Consider the following 26,557-nt stretch of genomic DNA (forward strand, 5'->3'; position numbering starts at 1 on the left):
GTTCGGGGTTCGGCAAAGTATTTTATAAAGCGGGCTAATTGATAGCTCGCTTTTTTATTATGAAAAATTAAATGGAGTGCTTCTTTGATCGAGTAAAGGACGATCACTTTAGCTCGTTTTTGTTGAATTCCAGGTTAGCATTCATACCAATTCAAGCGATTCATTATAACTTCAAGTCTTGCAAAGTCACTTTATTACTTAACCATCATAAAAATAAGTATCGTATTTATTAAAATAGAAGCGATACTTGTAAGCAACTCAAAATATTAGCTAAGTCATTTGGTTCTACTATTTTTATACAATCTATGTAGCGCTAGAATTACGAAAAAAACAATTCCTCATAGTCATCTTTAGTTAGTCCATTTTTTTCAATAATTTTCACTAAACAATCCCTTAAAATTGGAAAAGTTTCATCCATAATAATACTAGGTCTTAATTTACCTCGACCGTTAACTTTGTATGAGTCTTTAAGAATCCCATCATGAACAGCGGAGGAGCGTATACTGTATGCTGCATTCAATAAAGAAGATATTTCTTTACGCTTTTCAAGGTCATCAGAAGCCAATTTTGAACCAATAATTTTTATTTGTAGAGCTAGCTCTCCATTAGTATCAGGCTTTGTTAATATCGACTCAATGGCAATACCTAGATCAATGGCTTTATTTGTATCATTCCAAGTGTTCATAGCCTGACAGAGACGAGCCAAAGAAATATCTAAAGGCAATCTAATTTTCTCATTCATAGATAAATATTTTCCAAATAAATTAGTAATTTGTTCAGCGTCAATATCATTCCATGAATCATAATGTGTAGGCTTAATAACCTCTAAATATTGAGTTGAATGTATGTCTATTATTCCAGAAAGAGGTGTAGTGTCTTCTAAAATACACCAGCGTAATTCAACGCAAGGGGCGAAGTTAGAAGCGAATAAAGATAGAAAATTAGTTATTAAAAATTCTTTATTTACATAACCTTTCATAGTTTTGATATTAGCATCACTAAGATCATTTGAAAGTAATATGCTTTTCATGGGTTGACATAAAAATGTATAGGGCGGGTGGATTTTTCCACTAGATGAAATACTTGAAGATAATTTAATTAATTTGTTATTTATATTTTCCCTGACTGTATTGGGTAAATTTCCAAAATCACAAAAATAAATACCATCTATTAATTCTGCTTTTCCTTTAAAATCCACCCCACTAATTAATGAGATATTATAAATCACTACATCTGATGAAGATTCAAGCTCTAGTAAAGATGAATAAGCAAGTTCCGCCCCAACCTCAGAAGCCTGTAAAACTAACCATTTCGCCAAATACATTGCATTAATCTTTTCCCCATACCCTCCAACGCGAAATGTTGAGGAAGATAACCTAGGGTGCTCTTCTTCAATAAGATTAGCTAATTTTATTGAATTACGTGATGCACCGTATTTCTTTGCATAATTACGCCAATCATCTTGGGCTATCCATAAAGTAAGTTGCTGTATGTTTCTTTCTACAACTGACGTATTTATAGCTTTAATTATTCGTTGATTCATACAAGTACTATCCCTAATATCTCATTATTACCAGCGCAATTACATTATACACTTAACGACTTTAATTCCAGTTACTACTCAGGCCTCATGTGATCGTTAAAAATACTCAGTACTACATCACGGAAATCACAACGAACAGTATTAGAATAATTGATAAATTTTACTAGGGCAAATGTGCTTGAACAGGATGTAAATGAGTAAAGGGTCTTGCGCATAAATGGGCAATAGTAAATTGGCCCCGCCTTCCGTTCATGGTACTCAGCCTATAGTCGGTATAGAGTGGTTTAACTTACTGTATAAAGCAGTTATTTATATCGCTAACGTGGTAAGTTGGGTTGTTTCTGGTAAATTCATTATTTTTGTCGGATGGCGTGGCTCCGCCACTTATCCGACCTATGTCAAAATGTAGGTTGGTTAAGCCGAAGGCGCCACCCAACAGGCTTTCAAATTCACTTTTTATCCGCAAATGCCACATAGCTGACATTGCTACATAGAGTTAGGATAGGAATAGAGAGAAATAATAACTCATTGATTTTATTGGTAGCCCCTGCAGGAATCGAACCTGCAACTGCCCCTTAGGAGGGGGCCGTTATATCCATTTAACTAAGAGGCCACGCTGGGTGCTAAGTACTAAGTGTTTGGAAATTATAACGGCATCTGGTTTTTTATATCAAGCATCAAATTAAGTTAATTGCTTGATAAATATATATCTTCTTTATTTAATACGTAAAGCGGTATAAATGTTCGGCTGCTGGCTGCTAAGCGTTTGCTTTGAATATCAATAACGCGTGCGTTTATTTCTACCCCGTCCTCTCTATAAATAAGGGTGCCTGACAATACATGGCTGGCTATACTGGTACCTGCAAGTTTGCGAGTGTTACGTGTAAAGGCAAAATCGCCTTGCTTATTTACGGTAATTAAATTGGCTGTTTTAAAATCAACGGCGCTATAACCAAACTTTTGTAGCTGATGTATAAAGGTTTCTGATAACTGATTACCTAACTGGCTTGTTGTAGTTAAACTTGCGTCTAAATCAACGAACGACGTAACCGCAATCGCTGCATCTTGAGGGGCTACTTGCATGGTGTCGGTTAAATCAAGTGCCATTTGCTCAACGTAATTAACTAAGCTTTTGTGGTGCTTGTTTGGATTAAATTGCGTTGTATCAGCATATTGCTCTTGCTCGTCATTGCGCTGCATTTGCGCCATGATCTGGTTAAAATCAAGATCACTTACCACTGTTTGCTCTGGCTCAGATTTGGCGGGCTCGGTCGCGGTCGACTCGCCCATTAAATTACAGCCTGAAAGTAATAATGATAATGCACTTATGCTAATTAAAGCTGAGCGCTTAGCTAAGTTAGCCATGATAAACCTCACTTACTCGCTTGTTTTAGCATGATGCCATCAGCACTGTTACTGCTATTTAACGCGTCGATCACTGATTGCGGAATAAAGCCCTGTGCAGAGCCTACAACCGCTTTACTCGCTAAACCAACAATACGTGCGTTTACTAGTATGCCACCTTGGTGGTTTACTAGCGTGCCGGCTAATACGTAACTAAAATTTTGTTCTTGGTTAAGCTCTAAGTAGTCGCGACTAAAAACAAAATCGCCGCCAGGTGTTACACGCATATAATCGGTGGTTTTAAAATCGATTACCGGTACACCAAAATTATGCAGCTCATGCATAAAGCTCTCTGCTATTTGATTACCCACTAAGTCAGCATTGTTGTAGTCACGGTCTAAAAAAACAAAGCTTGATACCGCTAATGGCGTTTTAGTATTTACGTACTGTAAATTTTCAGCCATGTCTTGCATGATGCCACGCACATAATGATTAATATTTTTACGTGTTGGCGTGTTAACTTGTTTGTTTTTATTCATCACTGCTGTTTTATTTTGATACAGCGAGTCGCTTTGTGTAGGTGCGGCTACAGGGCGTTGCTCAAAAAACATAGGCGTATCGTCGGTAATTTGTGTGTCACTATGGTTTGTCATTTGTGAACAACCAAAGCCTAGTGGCAAACATAAAGTTAATAGTAGGCGTTTCATGTGTGCTCCTAATTAATATTCACTGCGGTAAATATAGTCACCGCGCTGCTGTATTTTTTCATTGCTCCACATCACATTGATGGGAATTTCAGTACTGCCGGCAGATACAACTTGGTTGGTTTGCATATTTACCATTCGTGCATTAACAATATAAGCATGCTCTTGGCGAGTTAAAGTACCGGTGATGACAAAGTCAATAATCTGACGCTGCTTTAAGTTGCCAGTATTGCGGCTAAGTACTGAGTCTGCACTCGCTGATAAGTTAAGTTGGTTTTCAAGCCGATATTCAACCGTGTTATAACCTAATTGGGTGAATTGGGTTATTAAGCTTTCCTGAATCTGCTGGCTAAGCCCTGCCCCCTGTCCTTGAGCAACGTGAGAATCTAGGGCATCTGCTAAATAAAAGCTACTGACCGCAATTGAAGCAGTGCTTTTAAAAGGCTCTTTAATATGGCTAAGCTGGGCACTTAAGCTACTTACGTACTGGTTCACCGTATAAGGTGCCATAACCGCTTTAGGCGCATCAGTGCTTATACTCGGCTTTGGCTGAGGTGTTAAACTACAGCCCGCTAAATTTAATAATAGTAAGGGTAACAAAAGGCGCATAGTTGCCATCCTCTAAAAACATAATAACAACAAAGCAATTATTATGCCGAATACCCTTGCCACATATTTATTTTAAAGGCTGCTGGGTGTAATGACTCACAATGCAGTTGATTTGGCGCTGTTTAAGTTTATCGCAATCAGCAGCCGCATTTGCTTGTTCCTGATAAGCCCCAAGCTTTAAACGGTAGTAGGTCATGCCACTCACGTTGATAGTTTCTACATTCGCCACAAACTCCCCCTCAAATAACGAAGATGCGCTGGCTTTTATTTGATTTAAACTTTGGCTAAGTCGGTCTTTGTCGGTAACGGCTGCAACTTGGAGGGCAAACAGCGCTTTAACGGCTTGTTTTTCATCAGCTGCTGCATTCGTTGCCACTTGAGCTTTTTGTGCTACTTTTGGTGATACCGTTTCAGCTGAAGCTTTAGCTGTTGGTACTACAGGCGTATTTGTTGATGCGGTGTCTTGATTTGCCACCGCATTTAATTGGCTTATTAATAGCTTTAAGTCTTGTTCAATCACTAGTAGACGCTCAACACCTGCTTTGGCTGCTTGCCACTGCTGAGATGATGCTTTTAGCTGCGCTAACTCCTCGTCAGAAAGGCTTGCACTGGCTTGTTTAGGCTGAGGCGATTCCACTGCTGTTTTGGGACTGCTGCATCCAGATATAAAAAGAGCACCAATATAGGCGATGAGTATTGAATAGCGTTTATATAAATTAGCATGTTGCATGGTTAAACCTTATTGTTATTAGTGGCTAATAAGTTGCGCTTGGACTTGGCAGTTCAAGCCTTTCACTTTTAATTCTGCGCATACTTGTTCAAGCTCTCCTTGGGCAGACTCGGCATAAGCGACGGCTAAAATATACCGCTTTTGTTTATCGTCTTTAATATAAAAAGCATCACGCTTTGATTGCTCATTTAGATGGCGCTTAATTAATTGATAATACGCTTTCATAATCGGCAATGATGAAAACCCACCCGCATTGGCAATATACGCTGGCGTTTGTGTTTTTTCTTTCAGTTCAAAGTCAACGCCCATTACTACTTCACCTTGCGCTGGTAAATTCACCATTACTTGTTGCGTATCTTTTAAGGACTTACGTTGCTTAAACTTATCATCTATAACCGCTTTATATTCGCCAGGGCGTAAATCGGTAAACAAATAATAGCCATCATAGGCAGCTTGAGTTTGCGCCACTTGGTTACCTTGTTTATCGAGTAATTTAACGGTAGCAAAAGGCTGCACTTCACTGCTGCCTTGCTCATCTCGTTTGTAAACAGTTCCCTCCAATTCACTACTGTGATTAAGCGGTATTTCCATATATTCAACAAAACCGGCACGGGGCGTAATAGAAAAACCATCGTTTGCGGTAATTAAGAATGGATCGCTAATGCTGTCAGGCTCAATAACTATATCTGTGGTTAAATTAGCTGGCATCCCTGATAATAAGGCTATACCGTTTTCATCGGTAACGGCTCTTCGATAATTTTGTAGCCCTTTAACTTTTATCCCTTCTAAGTTTTGCTCGCCTTTATCAAATACTCCGTTATTATTTGTATCAAGGTATACATGCACCATTAACGAACCCGACTGCACTAAACTACGGCTATTAGCAAAGTAGTTGTTATTTTTAGCGTCATAACCTAGGCTAAAGCGACCAAATAAACCGATGCGCCAATTATTCTCACTATCGTAATTAAAATTACTATTTAAGCTAAACAGCTCAGCTTGCCAATTTAATCCTAACTCAGCAAACTTAATGTTATCTTCTAGCTGGTGTGTTAATTTTAATTCTGCTTGTAAATTAGAGCTTAGGTTTCGGCTAAACTCCGTTTCGTAACTCGTAATTTCACTTTCAGGTTTAATTTCGTAGTTAATACCGAAACGCGTACTCAAACGTCCAAAACGTTTTTGCAACCGGCTACTACCAAAAAAGGTGTCATTATCTGACCACTGTAAATTATTATTAAACGAATAGCCGCTATTATAGTAATTTAAGCTATTTCCAAACCTAAGGGTGCTTTGTTGAGTATCACTACTTATATGTGACGCCGTGTTTTGATAACTTAACTGACCATAATTATTTTGCATAACATTACCCGATACAAATAACTCATAAACGTCTATATCGTTATATAAATTACTGTGCGAGCTAGCATTTAATAATAGTGATGCTTTTCGCATACTAAAGCGCAAAGATTGACCGGCAAGTTCAGTTCTGGCTGCAAGTTCAAGCTCTTTTTCACTGTCATTACTTTTTTCATAATCTAAATTAATTAATACACGATTAAAAATACTCAAATTAGAGCCAAACGCATAATTATTTTGATTCTCTGCGTTATCATTTTTTAGAGCCGATGTCCCCGCATAAACAGAAAAGTAGTCAGTTACCCCCTGTTCATAGCGACCTGATAATAACCAGCCTTGTTGATCGTTGAAGTAATTTGGTGTTGTGAGGACCTGCTCGCCCTCTTGGGTTAATGAAAACTCATAAAAGCCTTCTCCCTCATTTAAACTATTACCATCAATTAAATACTCTTCAACTCTGCGCTCTACTTGTCCCTGTGGCCCGTAAAATATAAGCTCAAACGTATTAGTCCCAAACTGTAGGTCTATATTTTCAAAAAGATAGCGCCCATCAGGTAAACTAAGCTGCTGACCAATTAAAATTTTATTGCGATATAGCTCTACATCCCAACCAGCCTGTATTGCACCAGTTAAGTTTATTTGATTACTATTTACCTTTTTATACAACGGTTTGTTATTTATTTTAACTCCACGTGCGTAGTTACTAGTAAAGTTACTTCCTATTTGCGTAGAAAGTACATCACCAAACGCTATACTAGTTGCATTTAACGGCCCTAATAAGCTTGCGCTTGCGTCTTCACGGCTAAAAGACAAACGTGAATCCCTAATAACATCGCCGTTTTGTCCTGCAAGGTAGTATTCACTTTTTAAATAAGCGAGATCTTGCGAACCTAAAATTGAGTAATCTAAAGAACGGTTAGATTCATTTGCAGAATAACTAAGTTGTAAATCAGCTACTGGTGTAGATACTGCTTGGTAAGGGCTGGCTTTCCAAGGTAATGTGGGCTCTAAATTATTCGCATTCGATGATATTTTCCGCTCTTCTCGTTGTAGTTTTTGTTCTATTGGTAAAACTTGCTTAGGTGAAAAGCCAAGTTCTAAAGAATTAAAGTTAAGCCGCATGTTTAATTCAAACCATTGATTTAAAAGTGCTGAATCAACAAACACATCACCGGAATCAAGATAGTAGTCTTGCTCTGAAAATGAATAAACCTCGTTCTTTATCACTACCGCTTTATTATTTAAGTTCAGTTCAAAACGATTTTCAGGTGAAATGTACCACCCTTGTGCGGTTAAGTTTTCACTATTAATGGTAATTGCAAAGTTAAGTTGCTCAAATAAACTGTTAAGTTCAATCCAAGCGCCACTTTCACTTTTTATTGCAACCAACTCCCCTAAATAATATTGGCGTAGGTATGCTGAAAAAAACAATAGTTCACCCACAGGGATACCTGCGCTTTTATCGTCAGCGTTGTTAAAAAGCGTGACCTCTTGCCCTTCATTTTTTTCGAGCTTTAATTGCCCTGTATTCAGAGCTTGCTCGTCAGTCAAAGCCTGCCATTTTTTCTCAATATTAAATAAAGTGTTATATATAGCGTCTGTTTTATTTACAGACGCGTGTACAGAAAAACTTAACACAAACAGTATTAAGCTCACACACCATGTAAAATACATTTTTAAAATCAGTTTAATAACCCTACTGAGCTTGCATTAATATTAACCACTTTCTCGGCAAATTTGATACCTTGATATTCTTTTAAACCTGAATATACAATACGCAACTTACCAGAACCTTTAATCGCATTTTTTTCAAATAGATTTAACGTCAATCTAGCCAATGGCACTTCAGCGTAAATACTATAGTCGTTAATCATAGACACTTTCATTTCTTCACTACTATTACTTGCTTGGTAAAAAGCTTCAACTTTACCAAAAGTACTATAGTTTCCTGCTCTCGCAAGCGAGACAAGTAATGCGTTATTTTTTTGATTTTTTATTACTTCAACAGATTCAATATCTACTTCAGGTATTTTAGCCCCTTGGCGTAATATAATTGGTATGGAATAACTCAAAATCATATTAATTGTGATACCCATTCCTTGTTTATTGCTTTTAGTTTCATTGGGTAGGGCCTTAAATAATAAATGCGAACGATACTCTTTATCGTCCAAACCTTTTGGTTTTCTAAGTGCAAGCTTTACTATTTGACGCTCACCTGGAGCTAGGCGTACCTGTGATGGGCTCATACGTACCATATTGCTTAATGATGAAGGAAGTATCTGCCTATCAGTTAAGGTAATATATCCACCTTCTGGCTTTGCTGTTTTTTCCTGCCATTCTAAACGGTATGTCTGATATTCATCGCCATTGTTTATTACAATCACTTTTGCAACGCGTTGGCGCTCATCAAAAGAAATACGAGTTGGAGAGATAAGTAAATTGGCTTGGCTATTAAAGCCTATAAATAGTTGACTGGCACATGCAAGTATTAAAAAAAGTTTATATAAATTCATTTTGAGATTGCTCTTAATACGAAATTGTTAATTCAATTGTGGTGCTGTAGTTATCGTCTATATATGGTTGCCCGTTGCCACTGGTGCTTAACTGCCCGCCAACCTTTAAAACCCCCATACCATATGCGTTTGTTGTTACTGAAGAAGCATAAATGACATTGTTAAGTATAAAAGCGTTTCCACCATTCACTCTGCTAAGGGATGGATATACACCTGTATCACTTATGTTTAATTGTACTCGTGCCCCGTATCCCTCAAAAAGCAATTCTGCAGGATTTCCACTGTGCATTAAATGTATGTTGGTTGTCGAACTGGTTCCACTTGGTAAAAGAGTGATTGAGCTACTAGGTGTATTTTTTACGACAACAATCGTACCAAAGTTTAGAGGTTCAAGAACGGTCACCTGAGCAAGTACTTTAGCGCTAAAAAAAACACTTAGTAGTAAAATAAGTTTTAGCACAAAGCGCCTGCCATTAAGGCAGGCAAATACTATTAATAATCTAATATTAATGTGAATGTACCACTGTAATCGCCATCAATGTAATCACTTGAAGGCGTTGTTGCATCTGTAGTTAATGTCGCACCCATATTAAATGTAGCAGCGCCTGTAGAGTCAACTTGGATAGTTGTTGTTGCTGCACTATTTGGGTTTGCGCCAGTTAATACGTAGTAAGTAGGAGTACCAAGTGTAAAGCCTGCAGTGCCTGCAGGAGCAGTTACTGGAGAAATAGCACCCGATACACCTGTCGCATCAATTGTAAGCGTTGCAAAAGGAGAAACCCCAGACACTGAAAAAGAAGCTGGCGTACCTGCTGCAAGTACTGCAATTTCTGCGCCCGCACCTGAAGCTGCTGTTATCGATGATGTTGCAGGATTAGCTGCAAGAACAAGAGTCGCCGTATCTGTTGCAGCTGTATCTGCTGTAGCACGAATAGTACCAAAATCTAAATCTGCAGTACTTTGAAAAGTAAATGCGTTTTGAACAGTTACACCTGCGTTAAATGTCGCAGTTTCCGCTATTACACCAAAAGAAAGAGCAGCCATTGACGCAGCCAATGCTGCTTTAGTAAATATTTTGTTCATAGTTTTCCCTTAGATATATGTTATTAACCTTTTGTTCAGGTTAATTTAAGTATCGGCCAAAATCACTAAAAAGTTAAAAAATATTTACTTTATTTTGATTTATAATAACAGGATGCAAAAATAAGCGAAAAAAACCTTAAACATCCTCTGAAAATGCCGCTAAGGTACATTTATTACCCATCTTATAAAAAAACAAACACAACTGCGCCGCCTGTTGTTGATTTTTTAGCGGGCCTGCTACAACACTATAAAAGATAGTTGATTCTTTTTTTTGCTCATTAATACGGTATTGCAAAATACTGTTTAATTGAGGGTATTGCTCTTTTAGTCGCTCCACTTGCCTTTTGGCTCCGTTAGAAATTAAATAACGTCCAATTTGCACACCGTACATTGCTTTGTTTGTACTGGTAGTGTTATCAGCTAAAGCGGTTTCTGATGAGTGTTGTAACGATTGCTTAGAGCCATACTCAACACGTTTAACTTTCTCTTTCATCGGCTCTGGTACGGTATCAATATCTGTTTGTGCAGAAAGCGCTTGAATCAATAACGATAAGTCTTCTTCCATGGTGCTTAAGCGCGCTATTTGCTCTTTGTTGTTATCCCATTGCTCTAGGTAAGGTTTTATATCTTTTTCACGTACAAGCTTATCGCTTTGTGAATCTGAAGGCATTAGCTGGTTGCTGCAACCAGCTAATGCAAATGGTATTAATAATGTTATTAAATAAAGTTTCACTTTAGGCACCCATTACAAAAGACTAGCTATCTACAGCTATTATGCAATAAAAGCGCCAAGTAATATTGTTTTATAACCTGATTGGTCCGTCAGTGTAGTTACTCACAAAACAGTCAACTTTATAAAATTTAAATACCTCGCAATCATCCTCTGCACTTTTAAAGTTAAAATACTCACCTAATTTTAGTCGATAATAGGTTTTGTTATTAACCTTTGCTTTTTCAATATTTGTCGTGATTTTGTCCTTAAACAAAGGCGCTGCTTTTTTGTTAATTTGCTTCCATTCTTTGGCAACACTCTCTTGTGAATCGAGTGACGCAACCTGCAATGCAAATACTTTTTTGTTGGTATCAACCATTGCCACTTTTGTTAGCTTCGATGTTTGAGGGAATACTTTTTTCTTCACGATTGAGTTCGTTGCTTTCGCAGGCAAACTAACAGCGCGCTTACTGTAGCTTTTTGAAGGGGCTGTAATCATTTTTGTAGGCACGCTAGCATAGCGACTACTGTGTCGCTGATTGTATGGAGCGTCCCCTTTAGAGGATTTTGCGTAGCGATTACTATACCTTTGCCTTGGTCGTTCAACTTTATCTGAGGTGCTTGCGTAATTATTACCATATCTAAGATTTGGCGGCGCCTTTGTGTTTATTACTGAGCGAGCATAACGATTGCTAACAGCCTGATTAGATTGCGCTATTGCTTTACTGTTAATAATATCTAGGTGATCAACTAAATATGTGAGCTCACGTTCTAACTTTAATAGCCGCTCTATGCCAGAGCGCGCTTGCTGCCATTGCAAGGCGGCATCTTTTAGTTGAGCAAGCTCGAGCGCTGTGATGGTTACATATTCAGGTGAGTCTTTAACTTCTTCATTTAATGATGTTTTATCAGGCGATATCGTACAACCAGTACTTAATAACAACAGTAATACGACTAACAGATATCGGTGATACTTTTTGCTGTATTCACACATTGATTGTTTCTCTTTCAATAGTTTAGACCGCTCAATCAAGTCAATTTTCAATTGAATCAACAAAGCACGTTAACAACAAAACAACTTGGGTTAACATAAAGATTACAACACAATGTTAAATATGTCTGTATAACTGCAAAAATAGTGATAATTTAAAATACTAAAAAAGCTATTTTACAATCAAAAAAAGCGCCATATAGGCGCTTCTAATAATGATAAGTTTATTTAAATTAACGTTTTAATAAACGTTTTAAGCTCACCGGCGAATTCATCACGACGAAGAGCAAATTCAATGGTTGCTTTTAAATAACCAATTTTACTGCCACAATCATGGCTTCGGCCTTTCATTGCGTAGGCATCTACTTTTTCATCTTGCATAAGCATGGCTATTGCATCTGTTAGCTGAATTTCATCACCAGCACCTTGAGGGGTTTTAGCCAGTAATGGCCAAATATTTTTACTCAACACGTAACGACCAACCACAGCAAGGTTTGAAGGTGCCTCGTCAACGGGTGGTTTTTCTACCATGCTTTGAATGGGTGAGCTTTCACCTTGGTTTAACTCAACATCACCTAAATCCACAACACCAAATTTATCTACGTCATCTTTAGGGACTGGCTCAACCATAATTTGACTGTGTTTAGTTTGCTCAAAGCGAGTAATCATTTCAGCTAAGTTGTCTTTTGTTAGGTCACTTTCTACATCATCAATAATAACGTCGGGTAAAATAACCACAAAAGGTTCATTGCCAATAATAGGGGCGGCACAGTTAATAGCATGGCCTAGGCCTTTTGCTTCACCTTGACGTACATGAATAATGGTCACATCTTTAGGGCAAATAGACTGTATTTCGGCAAGTAATTGCCGCTTTACACGTTTCTCTAATGTTGCCTCTAGTTCAAAGCTGGTATCAAAATGGTTTTCAATCGAGTTTTTACTCGAATGCGTTACTAGCACTATCTCTTTAATACCAGCGGCAACCGCTTCGCTAACAACGTATTGAATGAGTGGACGGTCTACAACGGGCAGCATTTCTTTTGGAATTGCTTTAGTTGCCGGTAACATACGTGTTCCAAGGCCGGCTACGGGGATCACTGCTTTCATTATGCTCTCCTTATTTTTTAAACTGAAAATGGGTATTGAATAGCCTCGTGGCATTGATAACCAACCACCTCAAAATCATCACGTGTTACCCATGTTTCTATATCTTCGAGCGACTTAATCTCTGGGTTAATTTTTAATTGAGGAGAAGCAAATGGCTCGCGCTTTAATTGCACGTCTCGCATTAAATCTAGCTGATTTTCGTAAATGTGGGCATTGGTGATTTTATGATATGCCTTACCTGCTTTGTGGCCAGTAATTTGTGCAACCAGTGCCAATAAAACAAAACATTGAATTTGATTAAAGTTTAGCCCTAACGGTACATCACAACTTCGTTGGTACGAAGTTAAATACAGGGTATCGCCTAGTAATGAAAAGGTATGCGTATGCATGCATGGGCGCAAGCAGCCAAGCTCAAACTCACCTGGGTTGTAAAAGGTAATAATTTCGCCGCGATCATCAATGCCATTTTTTAAATTATTGATGACCTTTGCAAGTTGATCCAGTGTTGAACCATCAGGGCGTTGCCAGCCTCGTCCTTGCACGCCATAAACGCGCCCCATATCATCCTCACCTTTACGATTAGGATTATTGAGCCAGGCACTATTTTCATTGGCGTTAGCATCCCAGGTTTTACAACCTATATTGCGAAACTGCTCAGCACTGTCATAGCCTCTTAAATAACCTAATAATTCAGCAATAGCCGCTTTGTAATAGCTTTTTCGCGTAGTGATCATTGGGAACTGATTATTAGCCACATCGTATTCTAAATCAGCGTTTATAACCGTTAAACAACGTGTACCGGTACGCTTGTTTTCAATCCATTGTCCTTGGTCAACAATGCGCTGACATAATTCTAAATATTGTTTCATCTAACTTCTTCTTTTAAGCTTTTGCCGCTGTTTTTGATAGTGGTTGTTTATAGGCCCAAATAAGTAAGCCTAACCCGCCAATTATCATTGGTAACGATAGAATTTGCCCCATAGAAATGAAATCAGCAAATAGCCCCAATTGCGCATCTGGTTGGCGAAAATATTCAATACAAAATCTAAATACGCCGTAACCCAGTAAAAACAAACCCGACACACTTCCCGCAGGACGTGGACGCTTAATAAACCACAATAATATGACAAACAATACAAGCCCTTCAAAAAAAGCTTCGTAAAGTTGTGAAGGGTGGCGTGCAAGCGGGCCTCCGGTTGGAAACACCATTGCCCACGGAACATCAGTGGTACGCCCCCATAATTCGCCGTTAATAAAGTTACCTATACGCCCAGCCAGTAAACCAACAGGCACTAAAGGTGCTACAAAATCACCGACTTGTAATAACGATTTTTTACGCTTGTAAGCAAAAATAGCAATTGCAGTGATCACCCCCAGTGTTCCACCATGAAACGACATGCCACCTTGGTCTATTCTAAACAAATATAAGGGGTTTTCGATAAAATAGCTAAATTGATAAAACAGAACATAACCAATACGCCCACCTAATATAACGCCCAGCATGCCGTAAAAGAGTAAATCGCTGACTTCGTCTTTAGTCCAACCTGAACCGGACTTATTAGCTTGACGATTAGCAAACCACATCGCAAACGCAAAACCAATTAAGTACATTAATCCATACCAACGAACGCTAAGTGGCCCAATAGAAAAAATTATTGGATCAATTTGAGGAAACTCCAGTGCCATAAAAATAAACCTTTAGCTAAAAACCATTTTAATAGCGATGATAACAAGTAACATCGCGAAAACTTTCTTAATTGTATTCACAGGTAAGTAATGCGTTGCTTTGGCGCCTATTGGCGCTATAAACCATGAGGTAACAACAATCCCTAACAATGCAGGTAAATAAACAAATCCCATAAAACCATGCGCTAAGTCAGTTACTTGCCAACCGGCGCTGACATAACCAATAGAGCCAAAAAAGGCAATTACAATACCACATGCAGCAGCGCAACCAATTGCCTTTTTAATATCAACCGAAAAATAGTGCAACATAGGCACAAGTAGTGCGCCACCGCCAATCCCAATCAACCCAGATAGTGCCCCCATTATCGCACTAATACTTCCTAGCACGGGGCCTGCAGGCATCGGGTGACCTACGCTCACTTTATTACGGGCAGAAAGCACCATTCTCATAGCAATAAAAACCACACTCACCGCAAACACGGTTCGTAACATTTTCTCAGGTATAAAGCTGGCAGCAAAGCCGCTAATCAAGGCGCCAATGGCCACACCCGACATTACCCAAGGGGCAATTTTCCAAGGCACATTATCATTTTTATGATGAGCTAACGCTGAAGAAGTCGAGGTAAATAAAATAGAGGCTAAAGATGTCGCAATAGCGATAACCAATACATGATCGGCAGCGGCCACATTAAAACCCAGTAACAAGCTCGTTAGCACCGGCACAATGATTAAACCACCGCCTATGCCTAGAAGTCCTGCTAAAAAACCAACAATGCAACCTAATAACGCACAACTTGCAACTAGAAGTCCTAGTTCATACATAGTTATCTCTAATACATTTAAGAATATGTATATTTTAATTGATTATATAAACAATAACAGCTCTATCATTTAGGTGTATAAAATAAATTACCTAGCTGATGCTCTATCATAAAATTACGGGTTAAACGCAACACTTGTTTAGCATTGGGCTGTGCTAAACACTCGCTCAGTAATTGTTCCATGTCACTAACATTTAAGCGCCTAAGCACCCATTTCACTTTATTTAACGACGATAAGTTCATACTTAAACGTCTATAGCCCATGGCAATGAGTAATATTGCTCCCTCGGGATCGCCGCCAAGCTCACCACATAAACTAAAGGGCAATTCATAGTGCTCACATTCGCTGGCAATATTATTTAATACACGTAACACAGCTGGATGATAAGGATTGAATAAATCGGCCACACGGGCATTTGCTCTATCTACCGCTAATAAATACTGAGTTAAATCGTTACTACCCACTGAGCAAAAATCGACTTTTCTAGACCACTCTGGCAGCATAAATACACTTGAAGGTACCTCAAGCATAATGCCAATATCTGGCTTTTCTATTAATTGCTCAGGAAATGTTTCGCTTAACTCATAATAGGCTTGGTTATACAATGCCAGCGACTCTTCAACTTCATCAGTGCCACTGATCATAGGCAGCATTATTTTTAAATTACCTAAGCCAATATTCGCTTTGAGCATGGCTTTGAGCTGATCTAAAAAAAGCTCAGGATGATCTAGGCTAATTCTAATACCACGCCATCCTAAAAACGGGTTTTCTTCGGTAATATTAAAATAATCTAAAACTTTGTCGCCACCAATATCTAACGTTCGCATAACTACGGGGTTAGGATAATAGCTACTGAGTACTTCGCGATACCATTTTTCTTGTTCTTGTTGCGATGGAAACTGCCCTTTTTGCATAAACCACGCTTCGGTTCTGTAAAGACCAACACCATCACAAATATGGGCACTATTTTGTTGCGTATTAAGTTCAAGCCCTGCGTTGAGCAATAAACTAATATGCTCCCCGTCCAAGGTAATTGCAGGCAGTGATTGCTCTTCTAAAAAACGATTGTTGAGTAAGTTATCTTGATGTTGTAACTCGGTATACTCATCAATAAGCATTTGCGAAGGCGAAATATATAAACGCCCAGCAAAAGCATCTAAAATCATTTCTTTGTTATCAAACTGCAGTAACGGTAAATCTTCAATACCCCAAATTGCAGGCACCCCCATTGCTCGCGTTAAAATAGAGGCATGGCTATTAGCTGAACCATTAATGCTTACCACACCTGCTAAACGCTCATTTGGCACTTCGGCTAACATCGCAGGAGTTAATGTGTGAGCGATGAGGATTGTGTTTTCAGGGTAGTCTTTTATTGCATGCTCAGTGTTCACTAAGTGATGAAGCACCCGTAAGCCAATGTCTTTAACATCAACCGCACGCTCTTTAATATAAGGGTCTTGCATTTCATTAAACTGTGCAACTAAACGTTCAATCACAATTTTTAATGCACTTTTTGCACACCAACCTTCTTGTAATTGTGCCTCTACATTATGACCTAAGCTTTTAGCATCCAATAATTGCTGATACACATCAAACACCGCCAACGCCTCTTGCGGTATGGTATCGCTTAATGTCATCGATAAAGTGCTAAATTCTTTGCGCGTTGCAGCAACCGCTTGCGTGAATAAACGGCGTTGTTCATTCACATCACTATTTTTAGTAAGCTCTATGGACTTAAAATTAAGTTTAGGAATAACAACAAAGGCTTTACCAATACTAATGCCTGGCGCACTAGACACCCCTTTTAAAACCGATGTTTGATGAGACGACTCATCTTGGCGCAATACTTCTTTTATTTCGGCATGTGCAAGCTGTGAAGCTAACTGCGCTGAGAGCGTAATTAAAAACGACTCTTCATCTTGAGAAAATACTCGAGCCATTTTCTGTTGCACAACAATAACGCCTAATACCTTTTTTTGATGAACAACAGGCACAGACAAAAAAGCGTTGTAGCCTTCTTCGTTCACTTCTGGGGAGAGTTTAAAGCGAGGATGCGATTTAGCAAACGCAATGTTAATCGCCTCTTCGCGCTGAGCAACTAGCCCAACAAGTCCTTCAGTAAAGCCAATTCTAAATTTACCCACCGCATCGGGGTTTAACCCTTCGCTGGCCATTAGTACAAAGTTATCTTGACTGTAATCGGCAAAATAAATGGAGCAGCACTGGGTATTCATGGCATCTTTTACCATTTTCACAAAGCACACTAACGCATCGTCTAAATTCGCTTGTTGCGAAACAGACTCAGCTATCGATCTGAGTGTTGCCAGCATACACTGCTCCTTTTTATGTAAAACTACCTTTTGCTTCGCCAATTGTCTTTTTGTTGCTCTCGCTTATTGAAGGGCATAGCAAAAGGAGCAAACTCTTTCATAACACGTCGATAAACATCCCGTTTAAACGATACTACTTGCCTTACCGGATACCAATAACTCACCCACCGCCAATCATCAAATTCAGGATGGTGCGTTTTTAGTAAGTTTACATCTTCATCTTTACAGCGTAACTTCAGTAAAAACCATTTTTGTTTTTGCCCAATACACACCGGACTTGAGTCGCGGCGGATTAATCGTTTGGGTAATTTATAGCGTAACCAATGTTTTGAGCTTGCAACTATTTCTACATCTTCTGGTCGCAAACCTACTTCTTCGTGTAATTCACGGTACATAGTTTGTTCTGGTGTTTCACCATCATCAACACCGCCTTGGGGAAATTGCCAAGAATGTTGACCATAGCGTCTGGCCCAAAACACTTGCCCCTGATTATTGCAAATTACAATTCCGACATTGGCACGAAAACCTTCGGCATCAATCACCTTAGTGCCTCATTTGTAAGTCGATTTTTTATGATTGTTCCACATTAGCTGCAATACGGCAAATACTATTACGTACAAGCCCCGTTAACGTCCTCGGTTAAGGCAAATTAATAGCGAAATCCATTGCATGTTAATAACAAACAACACTGCCATGATAAATACATAAAAACCACACTGTTTGTGCTGGTTACTCACAGCTTGTGCATAACTTTTGTAAAACACGCTCATTTAGCAAACAAATCCACAATACAAGATCTAAAAGGTGATGTTCTCCACAGAATCTGTGGATAAACATGTTTATACATCTGTATTTATCCTTACAACATTTATAGACCTTAATTAAAACTGAACACTAAAAACAAAAAAAACAATGCAGTTCAGTTACTTAGTTAAGCTTGGCGTTTTAAAACAGTGCATAAAATTGCACCACACACGGCACGAACAAAATTCAACCAACCGCTAAAGATATCCACTAACACACTAATTTGCTATCATGGCGTTGGTATTTATTCAACTAAAATAAACAGTATGCAACCTTTAAAACCTCATTCAATCAATCAATTAATGCAACGTGTCGATGCTATTGCAGGACTCACACTAGGACAACTTGCACAGCAGTACCACTTTAAAACGCCAGATGATTTATTGCGTGAAAAAGGCTGGACAGGTCAACTGATTGAGTATGTATTAGGCGCAAGTGCTGGGTCAAAACCGCTACCCGACTTTGAGGATTTAGGCATAGAGCTCAAAACCTTGCCCATTTCATATAAAGGCAAACCGCTAGAAACTACCTTTGTGTCGGTTACCCCACTAATGAATGTAACTGGCATGACCTGGCACACAAGTAGCGTACGTAAAAAGTTGAATCATGTTTTATGGCTACCTATTTTAAGTGAGCGCGATATTGCTCCGTTTGATAGAACCATAGGCAGTGGCTTTTTGTGGCAACCCTCCCCCGCGCAAGATGCGCAATTACAGCGTGACTGGGAAGAGCAAATGGAGCTTATAGCGCTTGGTCGGGTAGATGAAATATCAGGGCATTTAGGCGACGCCATGCAAATACGGCCAAAAGCAGCTAATAGCAAAGTAGTTACCGATGCCATAGGCCCCAACGGGCAAATTATACAAACCCTGCCCCGTGGCTTTTATTTGAAAACCAGTTTTACAAAAGAGATATTAAAACAGCAGTTTCAGTTGTAATTATTTGTCGGTATTAATTTTTGCACCAAATAGATTCGCGTAACCAAAAAGGTTTTTCTCGCATCCAAAGGGTACAAATCCACTTTTCACCTAATAATACGGGTTTTCCACTATGTACTGAGTTTTTATCTACCTGATTACCAATCATATTATTAAATTTAATTACTTGTCCTTGCTTGGCTTTAACACTTACATTCCAGTCTTTAAAGGCGGTTTCTCCACCTTCAAATCCGTCATTTAAATTTATAATACGTGTTCGCCGTCTTTGACCAAAAAAATTAAGTTCTTTTTTAGCATTTTCATTTGAAGGTGTAATAAAATCATAGTGCCATTTGTATTGCTGACCTTGAGTATAACGATAAATAATCATAGGCTCAGCATATGCTAAGTCAGCATAGTCGTCTGAACATATGATGCGCTGTAATATAGCTATTAAAATATTATCGACTGGTAATTGTGTTATAAGCTGCTCATTGTCTCTGATGTCTATAACTTTTTGTCTTGTAGAGTTTTCAGCATACACCCCAGCTAAATTTAAATTATTATTAGCAAGCTTTATAATCTCCTGCGCTAATTCATTCGTTAGTTGCGTTTCTAATGTTGTCACAGGTAATGATTGTTCAGAGGATTGAATATTCAATGGCATAATTAAGCTACTCCACAACCCTATTAAATCGGTTTCAATACCCTGCTGTATAGTCTTAGGAAGGCCCGATATATGTTTTTCAAAGTTAATTGTTACTTGCGGATCAGCAGTTCGGATTGGCCAAAAGTGAGATAAAACCTTAAGAGCTTCAATTTTATGATACTTAGCTAAGCATAAAACAATGGCTAGCTCCTGAGAAGAAGTTGATGATGAAACCGCATGACATAACCAATAGTGAACAAATTCAGGAGCTGTTAGCGCAAAAGACACTATTTCTTGTTTTGGAGGAAGCGTGCCATGATATTTGGCATTTATGAGGTGAGTAACATAGTTATTTTTCATAATCATTTTATTGTTATTTTTAATACGCTCCTAAAGTAACAATAAATTTACAAACAATAAACCACCCACCTGTTATATTTGCATTTATGATTAAAAATCCCCGCATAAGCGAGGATTTTTATAATTTTAAACAAATTAAAGAATTACTGGCCTTTAACTTCTTTTAAACCATTGTACGGTGCTTTAGCGCCTAATTGCTCTTCAATACGAAGCAATTGGTTGTACTTAGCAACACGGTCTGAACGGCTTAATGAACCTGTTTTGATCTGGCCTGCAGCTGTACCAACCGCTAAATCAGCAATGGTTGCATCTTCAGTTTCACCAGAGCGATGAGAAATAACGACTGTAAAACCAGCATCTTTCGCCATTTTAATTGCCGCTAACGTTTCTGTTAGTGAACCAATTTGGTTAAATTTAATTAAGATTGAGTTAGCAATACCATTGTCGATACCACGTTTTAAAATCTTAGTATTGGTTACGAATAAGTCATCACCCACTAATTGGACTTTATCGCCCATTAGTTTAGTTTGATGAGCAAAGCCATCCCAATCAGACTCATCTAAGCCATCTTCAATTGATACAATTGGGTATTGCTCAGTTAAGTCTTTTAAGAAGTAGTTAAACTCTTCAGAGGTAAACTTTTTACCTTCACCTTTAAGGTCGTAGATATTTGCTTCTTTGTCATAAAACTCAGAGGCAGCACAATCAAGTGCAAGGGTAATATCTTTACCAAGCTCATAACCGGCATTTGCAACAGCCACTTTAATTGCTGCAAGTGCTGCTTCGTTTGATGCAAGGTTTGGTGCAAAACCGCCTTCGTCACCAACAGCTGTTGAATGACCATCTGCTTTAAGCACTTTTGCAAGGCTGTGAAATACTTCAGCACCCATACGCAATGCTTCACGGAAATTAGCAGCACCAACTGGCTGAACCATAAATTCTTGAATATCTACTGAGTTATCAGCGTGCTCACCGCCGTTGATGATGTTCATCATTGGTAGTGGCATAGAGTAAACACCTGGCGTGCCATTTAAGTCAGCAATGTGCTCGTATAGCTCTACTTTTTTAGATTGTGCAGCCGCTTTTGCGTTAGCAAGTGAAACCGCTAAAATAGCATTAGCACCTAGTTTTTCTTTATTTTCAGTACCATCTAAATCAAGCATTACTTGGTCTACATCACTTTGAGCAAGTGCATTTTGACCTTTTAAAGCCGCTGCAATTTCATTATTAATGAAACCTACCGCTTTTAATACGCCTTTACCTAAATAACGAGTTTTATCACCATCACGTAATTCTAATGCTTCGCGAGTTCCTGTAGATGCACCTGATGGTGCAGCAGCACGGCCCCATGAACCATCAGCTAAATATACCTCAGCTTCTACAGTTGGGTTACCACGCGAGTCCATAATTTCACGACCGATTACTTTTACGATTTCTGACATCTTGATTCCTCTATATTCCCAAAATGGTGAGTACGGCTAACCTAGGCCAGCCTTAGAAACAAAAAAGGCCGCGCAATATGCACAGCCTTTTTTAAATTACGAAGACGCTTTTTGGTAGGTATGAGCCGCAGCTACAAACCCTTCAAATAGCGGATGACCATCGCGTGGCGTTGAAGTGAATTCCGGGTGGAATTGCGCTGCAATAAACCAAGGGTGATCTTTATTTTCAATAATCTCTACTAGCTTTTTATCTTCAGATAAACCAGTAAAGCTTAAACCTGCTTGTTCAAGCTGTGCAACGAAGTTGTTATTAACTTCGTAACGGTGACGGTGACGTTCAACAATTTCGTCGCTGCCATACACTTCATGTACTTTAGAGCCAGGCGTTAAATGGCATTTTTGTGCGCCTAAACGCATTGTGCCACCTAAATCAGACTTTTCATCACGTACTTCTACGTTACCCTCAGCGTCTAGCCACTCAGTGATTAAACCAACCACTGGAGCCTCTGAGTTTGCATTAAATTCCGTTGAGTTTGCATCAACTAAACCGGCAACATTTCGTGCGTATTCAATTAGCGCAACCTGCATACCTAAACAAATACCTAAGTAAGGCACTTTGTTTTCACGAGCATATTTAGCCGCTAAAATCTTACCTTCAACACCACGACCACCAAAACCACCTGGCACTAAAATAGCATCTAAGCGAGAAAGAATATCCGTTCCTTTAGTTTCTAAGTCTTGTGAATCAACGTATTGAATATTAATAGTTAAACGATTTTTTAGTCCCGCATGTTTTAATGCTTCGTTTACTGATTTGTATGCATCCGGTAATTCAATGTATTTACCAACCATACCAATTGTCACTTCACCCGTTGGGTTAGACTCTTGATACAATACTTGTTCCCACTCAGCTAAATCAGCCTCAGGCGCGTCTAAATGGAAACGACGACATACAAAGTTGTCTAACTCTTGCGACTTTAATAACGCAGGGATTTTATAAATACTGTCTACATCAGGCAGTGAAATAACGGCTTTTTCTTCAACGTTTGTGAACAATGCAATTTTTGCACGCTCGTTATTTGGCAGCTTACGATCTGAGCGACAAATAAGAATATCTGGTTGAATACCGACTGAGCGTAACTCTTTAACTGAGTGCTGAGTTGGTTTTGTTTTCACTTCACCGGCAGGGCCTAAGAATGGCACTAGCGTTAAGTGAATAAATAGCGCACGTTCACGACCAATCTCTGTGCCCATTTGACGAATAGCTTCGATAAATGGTTGTGACTCAATATCACCTACCGTACCACCAATTTCAACGATTGCTATATCATGGCCTTCTGCGCCATCATAAACACGTTGCTTAATATCATTAGTGATATGAGGAATAACCTGAATTGTTGCGCCAAGATATTCGCCACGTCTTTCACGACGTAGTACATCTTCATATACGCGCCCTTGCGTAAAGTTATTACGGCTGGTCATTTTGGTGCGAATAAAACGTTCGTAGTGACCTAAATCAAGGTCCGTTTCTGCGCCGTCTTCGGTAACGTATACTTCACCGTGTTGAATTGGGCTCATTGTGCCTGGGTCAACGTTGATGTAAGGATCCAGCTTTAAAATGGTAACATCTAAGCCACGGGCCTCTAAAATAGCGGCCAACGATGCTGCTGCAATACCTTTACCCAACGAAGAAACAACTCCGCCAGTAACGAAGATAAATTTTGTACTCATGCGAACCCTAGAATATCAGGAATTAAAAGGAATATAATACCCAAACAAGTGATTTTGGAATATAAACAAGACGGGGCGAAATTGTACCAAAACATAGCTAAGCAATCCAGCTAAAATTGGTAAATCTGTGCACAAAAAACAAACATTTTTTATGTCCCTATTTATTTAGTTTTTTTATCGCATCCCATGCTGCATCCATTTCCTCTAAAGACGCAGAATCAATACATTTACCCTGTGCAATTAAGTAGTTTTGTACCTTTTCAAACCGTGCAGAAAACTTATCGTTGGCACTGCGAAGCAGTTGTTCGGGGTCGCGTTTAACATGGCGCGCTACATTAACAGTAGCAAACAGCAAATCACCTAGCTCTTCTGCTGTATGATCTGAGTATGGGTCATGAGCTAAGGCTTCTTTCACTTCTTCAACCTCTTCACTCACTTTATCAATAGCACCGTGATAAGTCGGCCAATCAAACCCTAACGCAGCGACCCGTTGCTGAATTTTTTTAGCTTTTGTTAAGCTAGGTAAACTGTTTGGTATATCTTGCCAAAGTACTGAGCTTTGGCCTTGGGGTTTAGCCGCACGCTCTTGTGCTTTTATTGCTTGCCACTGCGCAGCTAATTCGGCATCGGTTTTAGGTGTGTCTTGCGCTGAAAATACATGCGGATGACGACGCACCAACTTTTCATTTAACTGTGCCACTACATCGTTAAAATTAAATAATTGCTGCTCTTGTGCTAGTTGCGCATAAAACACGATTTGAAAAAGTAAGTCGCCTAACTCATTTTTTAAATCGCTTAAATTATTCGTTTCAATACAATCAGCCACTTCATAGGCTTCTTCAAGAGTATGCGGCACGATTGACGCAAACGTTTGCTTGAGATCCCAAGGGCATCCGCCCTCAGGGTTTCTCAGTGTTTGCATTATTTCCAGCAGTTGGCTTATAGCCTCATTATTAGCCTGATTACTGCCCTCGTTTTGCACTGTGCACCCCTTCTATCTGGTGTAACTTAGAAAGCACTTTATTTGTGCCTTGTAAGTCATGCACTTCTATTTGCATCACAAAAATAGCCGTTTGAGTGCTATCAACCGTGTTGACATTCATATTGAGCACATTGACTTTTTCATTCGCCAAAGCAGAACTAATATCACGAATTAAACCAGACCGATCGCTGGCTTCAATACGAATAGTTAACGCGTAGGAGCTGCTAATATCATCTGACCAACTTACTGAAATAACGCGCTCTGGGTGCTTGTTTTTTAAATTACTAAACGAGTCACAATCCTCACGATGCACGGCAATGCCACGGCCTTGGGTAATATACCCAATAATTTCATCCCCAGGTACAGGGCGGCAACAGCGAGCAACATGGCTCATTAAACTGCCTACTCCATCAACCACAATACCGTTTTTATCGCCAGTCACTTTACTGGGCGATTTAAAGCGAATAACCGGCTCGTGCTCCGTTCTATCGGTAATAAAGTTGAGCATTTGGTTAAGGCGAATATCGCCTGCACCAATGGCGACCATTAAGTCATCAAGCTCTCTAAAGTTAAAACGCTTTATCGCTGGGTCTAAATCTTTGTAAGTTAACTCTAACTTTTGTAATTCGTTATCAAGGATTTCTTTACCCGCGCTTAAATTTTTATCGCGGTCGAGCTGTTTAAACCAATGGTGGATTTTGGCTCTAGCGCGAGAAGACTTAATGTAACCTAACGACGGATTTAGCCAATCACGACTTGGATTTGGCTGCTTTTGGGTCAGTATTTCAACCTGATCGCCGGTACTTAATTGATGAGTAAACGGCACTATTTTGCCAAATATTTTTGCACCAATACACCGATGCCCTACATTGGAGTGAATGTAGTAAGCAAAATCAAGAGGCGTTGCCCCTAGCGGTAAGTCAAAAATATCTCCACGTGGAGTAAACACATAGACGCGGTCTTCAACCACTTGGTTTTTAAGCTCTTGCGCTAAATCGCTGCCATCAACCACTTCTTCTTGCCATTGCAGTAACTTACGCAACCAGCTAATTTTTTGCTCATAGCCTGAACCACGCCCTGGTAACGCACCTTCTTTGTACATCCAATGTGCGGCAACGCCCAGCTCTGCATCTTGATGCATGTCGTGCGTTCGGATCTGAATCTCAACAGTTTTACCTTCGGGGCCAAATACTACGGTATGAATAGATTGATAGCCATTTTGTTTTGGGGTCGCAACGTAATCGTCAAATTCTTTATTTAAATGGCGCCAATTAGTGTGCACTATGCCTAGGGCACCGTAGCAATCTTGCAGGCGCTCAACCACAATTCGCATCGCGCGTATGTCAAACAGCTGATCAAACTCGTAGTTCTTTTTCGCCATTTTTTTATAAATGCTGTAGATATGTTTTGGCCTGCCGTATACCTCGGCTTTAATACCCGCTTCATGTAGGCGCTGTTTTACTTGCTCAACCATATCAGCCATATACGCTTCACGGGCAAGGCGCTTATCATCAAGTTGTTTAGCTATATTTTTATAAATATCTGGGTGTAAATAGCGAAAAGCTAAATCCTCTAGCTCCCACTTTAATTGGCCAATACCAAGGCGATTAGCAAGCGGTGCAAATATATCCGCAGTCTCTTTGGCTGCAATCACTCGTTCTTCTTCAGCGGCGTCTTTTACGTTGCGTAAATGGCACACCTGTTCGGCTAATTTAATCACCACGGCACGCACATCTTCCACCATAGCAAGCAACATACGGCGAATATTATCGACCTGCACGGTACCATTGCCTTGATGAGCTAACGTACTTATGGTGGCCATTTGCGACACACCCGTTAATAACACCGCAACATGATTTCCTAAATGCTCTTCGACAGCGTCAATGCTCACTACATCATTTAAATAATAAGGGGTTAAATAGGCGGTGGCTAACGAGTCAGCATCTAAATTTAGCTCAACCAAAATCTCCACCATCTCTATGGCGGTATTTTGGCGTTCGCTGTTATCACAAGTTTGGCAAAGTTGCTGCGCTTTATTGAGTAAGCTAATTTTTTCCTGAGACAAATCAAGAGATTCTACGCGTGAAAAAAAATCACCCGCTTTGTCATGTTGATGAGATTGACGTGTCGCTACCATAA

General features: G+C 39.3%; 23 protein-coding genes and 1 tRNA gene. 1 reads left to right on the top strand and 23 read right to left on the bottom strand.

Translation table 11 applies throughout. The features are described 5' to 3' along the window. Nucleotides 1-319: 319 nt before the first annotated feature. The 18 genes from QL984_RS10130 to rppH form a co-directional block, all read right to left on the bottom strand. Nucleotides 320-1,543: a HEPN domain-containing protein gene (locus QL984_RS10130; protein ID WP_024602659.1), complete on the bottom strand. Its 1,224-nt coding sequence runs from the start codon at nucleotides 1,541-1,543 to the stop codon at nucleotides 320-322. Nucleotides 1,544-2,081: 538 nt separating this feature from the next. Further along, nucleotides 2,082-2,156, bottom strand: a tRNA-Arg gene (locus QL984_RS10135). Nucleotides 2,157-2,230: 74 nt separating this feature from the next. Further along, nucleotides 2,231-2,908, bottom strand: a complete 678-nt coding sequence (locus tag QL984_RS10140; RefSeq protein ID WP_024602661.1) for a FlgO family outer membrane protein — start codon at nucleotides 2,906-2,908, stop codon at nucleotides 2,231-2,233. Between the two features lie 8 nt (nucleotides 2,909-2,916). Beyond that, nucleotides 2,917-3,594 carry a FlgO family outer membrane protein gene (locus QL984_RS10145; RefSeq protein ID WP_024602662.1) on the bottom strand — a complete coding sequence of 226 codons (678 nt, stop codon included), beginning with the start codon at nucleotides 3,592-3,594 and terminating at the stop codon, nucleotides 2,917-2,919. Between the two features lie 12 nt (nucleotides 3,595-3,606). Further along, entirely contained in the window at nucleotides 3,607-4,200 is a 594-nt protein-coding gene (locus QL984_RS10150) for a FlgO family outer membrane protein (protein ID WP_013465607.1), read from the bottom strand. 67 nt (nucleotides 4,201-4,267) lie between these two features. After that, nucleotides 4,268-4,930: an SPOR domain-containing protein gene (locus tag QL984_RS10155; RefSeq protein ID WP_024602663.1), complete on the bottom strand. Its 663-nt coding sequence runs from the start codon at nucleotides 4,928-4,930 to the stop codon at nucleotides 4,268-4,270. Between the two features lie 18 nt (nucleotides 4,931-4,948). Beyond that, entirely contained in the window at nucleotides 4,949-7,840 is a 2,892-nt protein-coding gene (locus QL984_RS10160) for an MSCRAMM family adhesin SdrC (RefSeq protein WP_235190250.1), read from the bottom strand. A 131-nt stretch (nucleotides 7,841-7,971) separates the two neighbouring features. Then, complete coding sequence (locus QL984_RS10165; protein WP_024602665.1) at nucleotides 7,972-8,802, bottom strand: fimbria/pilus periplasmic chaperone; 831 nt, start codon at nucleotides 8,800-8,802, stop codon at nucleotides 7,972-7,974. Nucleotides 8,803-8,815: 13 nt separating this feature from the next. Beyond that, a complete protein-coding gene (locus QL984_RS10170; RefSeq protein ID WP_024602666.1) occupies nucleotides 8,816-9,262 on the bottom strand; it encodes a DUF4402 domain-containing protein in 447 nt (148 codons plus the stop codon). A 32-nt stretch (nucleotides 9,263-9,294) separates the two neighbouring features. Continuing rightward, nucleotides 9,295-9,885, bottom strand: a complete 591-nt coding sequence (locus QL984_RS10175) for a DUF4402 domain-containing protein (RefSeq protein ID WP_024602667.1) — start codon at nucleotides 9,883-9,885, stop codon at nucleotides 9,295-9,297. Nucleotides 9,886-10,021: 136 nt separating this feature from the next. Next, nucleotides 10,022-10,618, bottom strand: coding sequence for an SPOR domain-containing protein (locus QL984_RS10180; protein WP_024602668.1), 597 nt, complete (start codon nucleotides 10,616-10,618; stop codon nucleotides 10,022-10,024). Nucleotides 10,619-10,688: 70 nt separating this feature from the next. Next, nucleotides 10,689-11,540, bottom strand: coding sequence for an SPOR domain-containing protein (locus QL984_RS10185; RefSeq protein WP_171040128.1), 852 nt, complete (start codon nucleotides 11,538-11,540; stop codon nucleotides 10,689-10,691). A 276-nt stretch (nucleotides 11,541-11,816) separates the two neighbouring features. After that, the gene (gene galU, locus QL984_RS10190) at nucleotides 11,817-12,695 is read right to left on the bottom strand and encodes a UTP--glucose-1-phosphate uridylyltransferase GalU (protein WP_013465615.1); all 879 of its coding nucleotides are present in this window, start codon (nucleotides 12,693-12,695) and stop codon (nucleotides 11,817-11,819) included. Nucleotides 12,696-12,712: 17 nt separating this feature from the next. Beyond that, complete coding sequence (locus tag QL984_RS10195; protein ID WP_013465616.1) at nucleotides 12,713-13,564, bottom strand: thymidylate synthase; 852 nt, start codon at nucleotides 13,562-13,564, stop codon at nucleotides 12,713-12,715. A gap of 13 nt (nucleotides 13,565-13,577) precedes the next feature. Beyond that, nucleotides 13,578-14,381 (bottom strand): prolipoprotein diacylglyceryl transferase, encoded by an 804-nt coding sequence (gene lgt / locus QL984_RS10200; protein WP_013465617.1) that lies wholly within the window; start codon nucleotides 14,379-14,381, stop codon nucleotides 13,578-13,580. 12 nt (nucleotides 14,382-14,393) lie between these two features. Continuing rightward, complete coding sequence (locus QL984_RS10205) at nucleotides 14,394-15,203, bottom strand: sulfite exporter TauE/SafE family protein (protein ID WP_013465618.1); 810 nt, start codon at nucleotides 15,201-15,203, stop codon at nucleotides 14,394-14,396. A gap of 65 nt (nucleotides 15,204-15,268) precedes the next feature. Next, nucleotides 15,269-17,533 (bottom strand): phosphoenolpyruvate--protein phosphotransferase, encoded by a 2,265-nt coding sequence (ptsP, locus tag QL984_RS10210; RefSeq protein WP_013465619.1) that lies wholly within the window; start codon nucleotides 17,531-17,533, stop codon nucleotides 15,269-15,271. A gap of 23 nt (nucleotides 17,534-17,556) precedes the next feature. Next, nucleotides 17,557-18,075, bottom strand: a complete 519-nt coding sequence (gene rppH, locus QL984_RS10215; RefSeq protein WP_013465620.1) for an RNA pyrophosphohydrolase — start codon at nucleotides 18,073-18,075, stop codon at nucleotides 17,557-17,559. Between the two features lie 528 nt (nucleotides 18,076-18,603). Here rppH and mutH point away from each other — a divergent pair. Beyond that, nucleotides 18,604-19,275 carry a DNA mismatch repair endonuclease MutH gene (mutH, locus tag QL984_RS10220; RefSeq protein ID WP_013465622.1) on the top strand — a complete coding sequence of 224 codons (672 nt, stop codon included), beginning with the start codon at nucleotides 18,604-18,606 and terminating at the stop codon, nucleotides 19,273-19,275. Nucleotides 19,276-19,288: 13 nt separating this feature from the next. Here mutH and QL984_RS10225 read toward each other — a convergent pair whose 3' ends face one another. The 5 genes from QL984_RS10225 to relA all read right to left on the bottom strand — a co-directional run bounded on the left by QL984_RS10225 (nucleotide 19,289) and on the right by relA (nucleotide 26,555). Further along, entirely contained in the window at nucleotides 19,289-20,263 is a 975-nt protein-coding gene (locus tag QL984_RS10225) for a 2OG-Fe(II) oxygenase (protein WP_013465623.1), read from the bottom strand. A gap of 143 nt (nucleotides 20,264-20,406) precedes the next feature. Continuing rightward, nucleotides 20,407-21,705, bottom strand: a complete 1,299-nt coding sequence (gene eno / locus QL984_RS10230; RefSeq protein WP_013465624.1) for a phosphopyruvate hydratase — start codon at nucleotides 21,703-21,705, stop codon at nucleotides 20,407-20,409. Between the two features lie 96 nt (nucleotides 21,706-21,801). After that, the gene (locus QL984_RS10235; RefSeq protein ID WP_013465625.1) at nucleotides 21,802-23,436 is read right to left on the bottom strand and encodes a CTP synthase; all 1,635 of its coding nucleotides are present in this window, start codon (nucleotides 23,434-23,436) and stop codon (nucleotides 21,802-21,804) included. Between the two features lie 157 nt (nucleotides 23,437-23,593). Continuing rightward, entirely contained in the window at nucleotides 23,594-24,418 is an 825-nt protein-coding gene (mazG, locus tag QL984_RS10240; RefSeq protein WP_024602670.1) for a nucleoside triphosphate pyrophosphohydrolase, read from the bottom strand. Continuing rightward, complete coding sequence (relA, locus tag QL984_RS10245) at nucleotides 24,399-26,555, bottom strand: GTP diphosphokinase (RefSeq protein ID WP_013465627.1); 2,157 nt, start codon at nucleotides 26,553-26,555, stop codon at nucleotides 24,399-24,401. Before relA ends, mazG begins: the two co-directional genes overlap by 20 nt. Between the last annotated feature and the right edge of the window lie 2 nt (nucleotides 26,556-26,557).

This window comes from Pseudoalteromonas sp. APC 3495, from assembly GCF_030407645.1.
Classification (GTDB): Bacteria; Pseudomonadota; Gammaproteobacteria; order Enterobacterales; family Alteromonadaceae; genus Pseudoalteromonas; species Pseudoalteromonas tetraodonis.

Coding starts and splice junctions, on each gene's coding strand:
- QL984_RS10130 (WP_024602659.1), bottom strand. CDS start 1,543: ATGAATCAACGAATAATTAAAGCTATAAATACGTCAGTTGTAGAAAGA.
- QL984_RS10140 (WP_024602661.1), bottom strand. CDS start 2,908: ATGGCTAACTTAGCTAAGCGCTCAGCTTTAATTAGCATAAGTGCATTA.
- QL984_RS10145 (WP_024602662.1), bottom strand. CDS start 3,594: ATGAAACGCCTACTATTAACTTTATGTTTGCCACTAGGCTTTGGTTGT.
- QL984_RS10150 (WP_013465607.1), bottom strand. CDS start 4,200: ATGCGCCTTTTGTTACCCTTACTATTATTAAATTTAGCGGGCTGTAGT.
- QL984_RS10155 (WP_024602663.1), bottom strand. CDS start 4,930: ATGCAACATGCTAATTTATATAAACGCTATTCAATACTCATCGCCTAT.
- QL984_RS10165 (WP_024602665.1), bottom strand. CDS start 8,802: ATGAATTTATATAAACTTTTTTTAATACTTGCATGTGCCAGTCAACTA.
- QL984_RS10175 (WP_024602667.1), bottom strand. CDS start 9,885: ATGAACAAAATATTTACTAAAGCAGCATTGGCTGCGTCAATGGCTGCT.
- galU (WP_013465615.1), bottom strand. CDS start 12,695: ATGAAAGCAGTGATCCCCGTAGCCGGCCTTGGAACACGTATGTTACCG.
- QL984_RS10195 (WP_013465616.1), bottom strand. CDS start 13,564: ATGAAACAATATTTAGAATTATGTCAGCGCATTGTTGACCAAGGACAA.
- lgt (WP_013465617.1), bottom strand. CDS start 14,381: ATGGCACTGGAGTTTCCTCAAATTGATCCAATAATTTTTTCTATTGGG.
- QL984_RS10205 (WP_013465618.1), bottom strand. CDS start 15,203: ATGTATGAACTAGGACTTCTAGTTGCAAGTTGTGCGTTATTAGGTTGC.
- ptsP (WP_013465619.1), bottom strand. CDS start 17,533: ATGCTGGCAACACTCAGATCGATAGCTGAGTCTGTTTCGCAACAAGCG.
- mutH (WP_013465622.1), top strand. CDS start 18,604: ATGCAACCTTTAAAACCTCATTCAATCAATCAATTAATGCAACGTGTC.
- QL984_RS10225 (WP_013465623.1), bottom strand. CDS start 20,263: ATGAAAAATAACTATGTTACTCACCTCATAAATGCCAAATATCATGGC.
- eno (WP_013465624.1), bottom strand. CDS start 21,705: ATGTCAGAAATCGTAAAAGTAATCGGTCGTGAAATTATGGACTCGCGT.
- QL984_RS10235 (WP_013465625.1), bottom strand. CDS start 23,436: ATGAGTACAAAATTTATCTTCGTTACTGGCGGAGTTGTTTCTTCGTTG.
- relA (WP_013465627.1), bottom strand. CDS start 26,555: ATGGTAGCGACACGTCAATCTCATCAACATGACAAAGCGGGTGATTTT.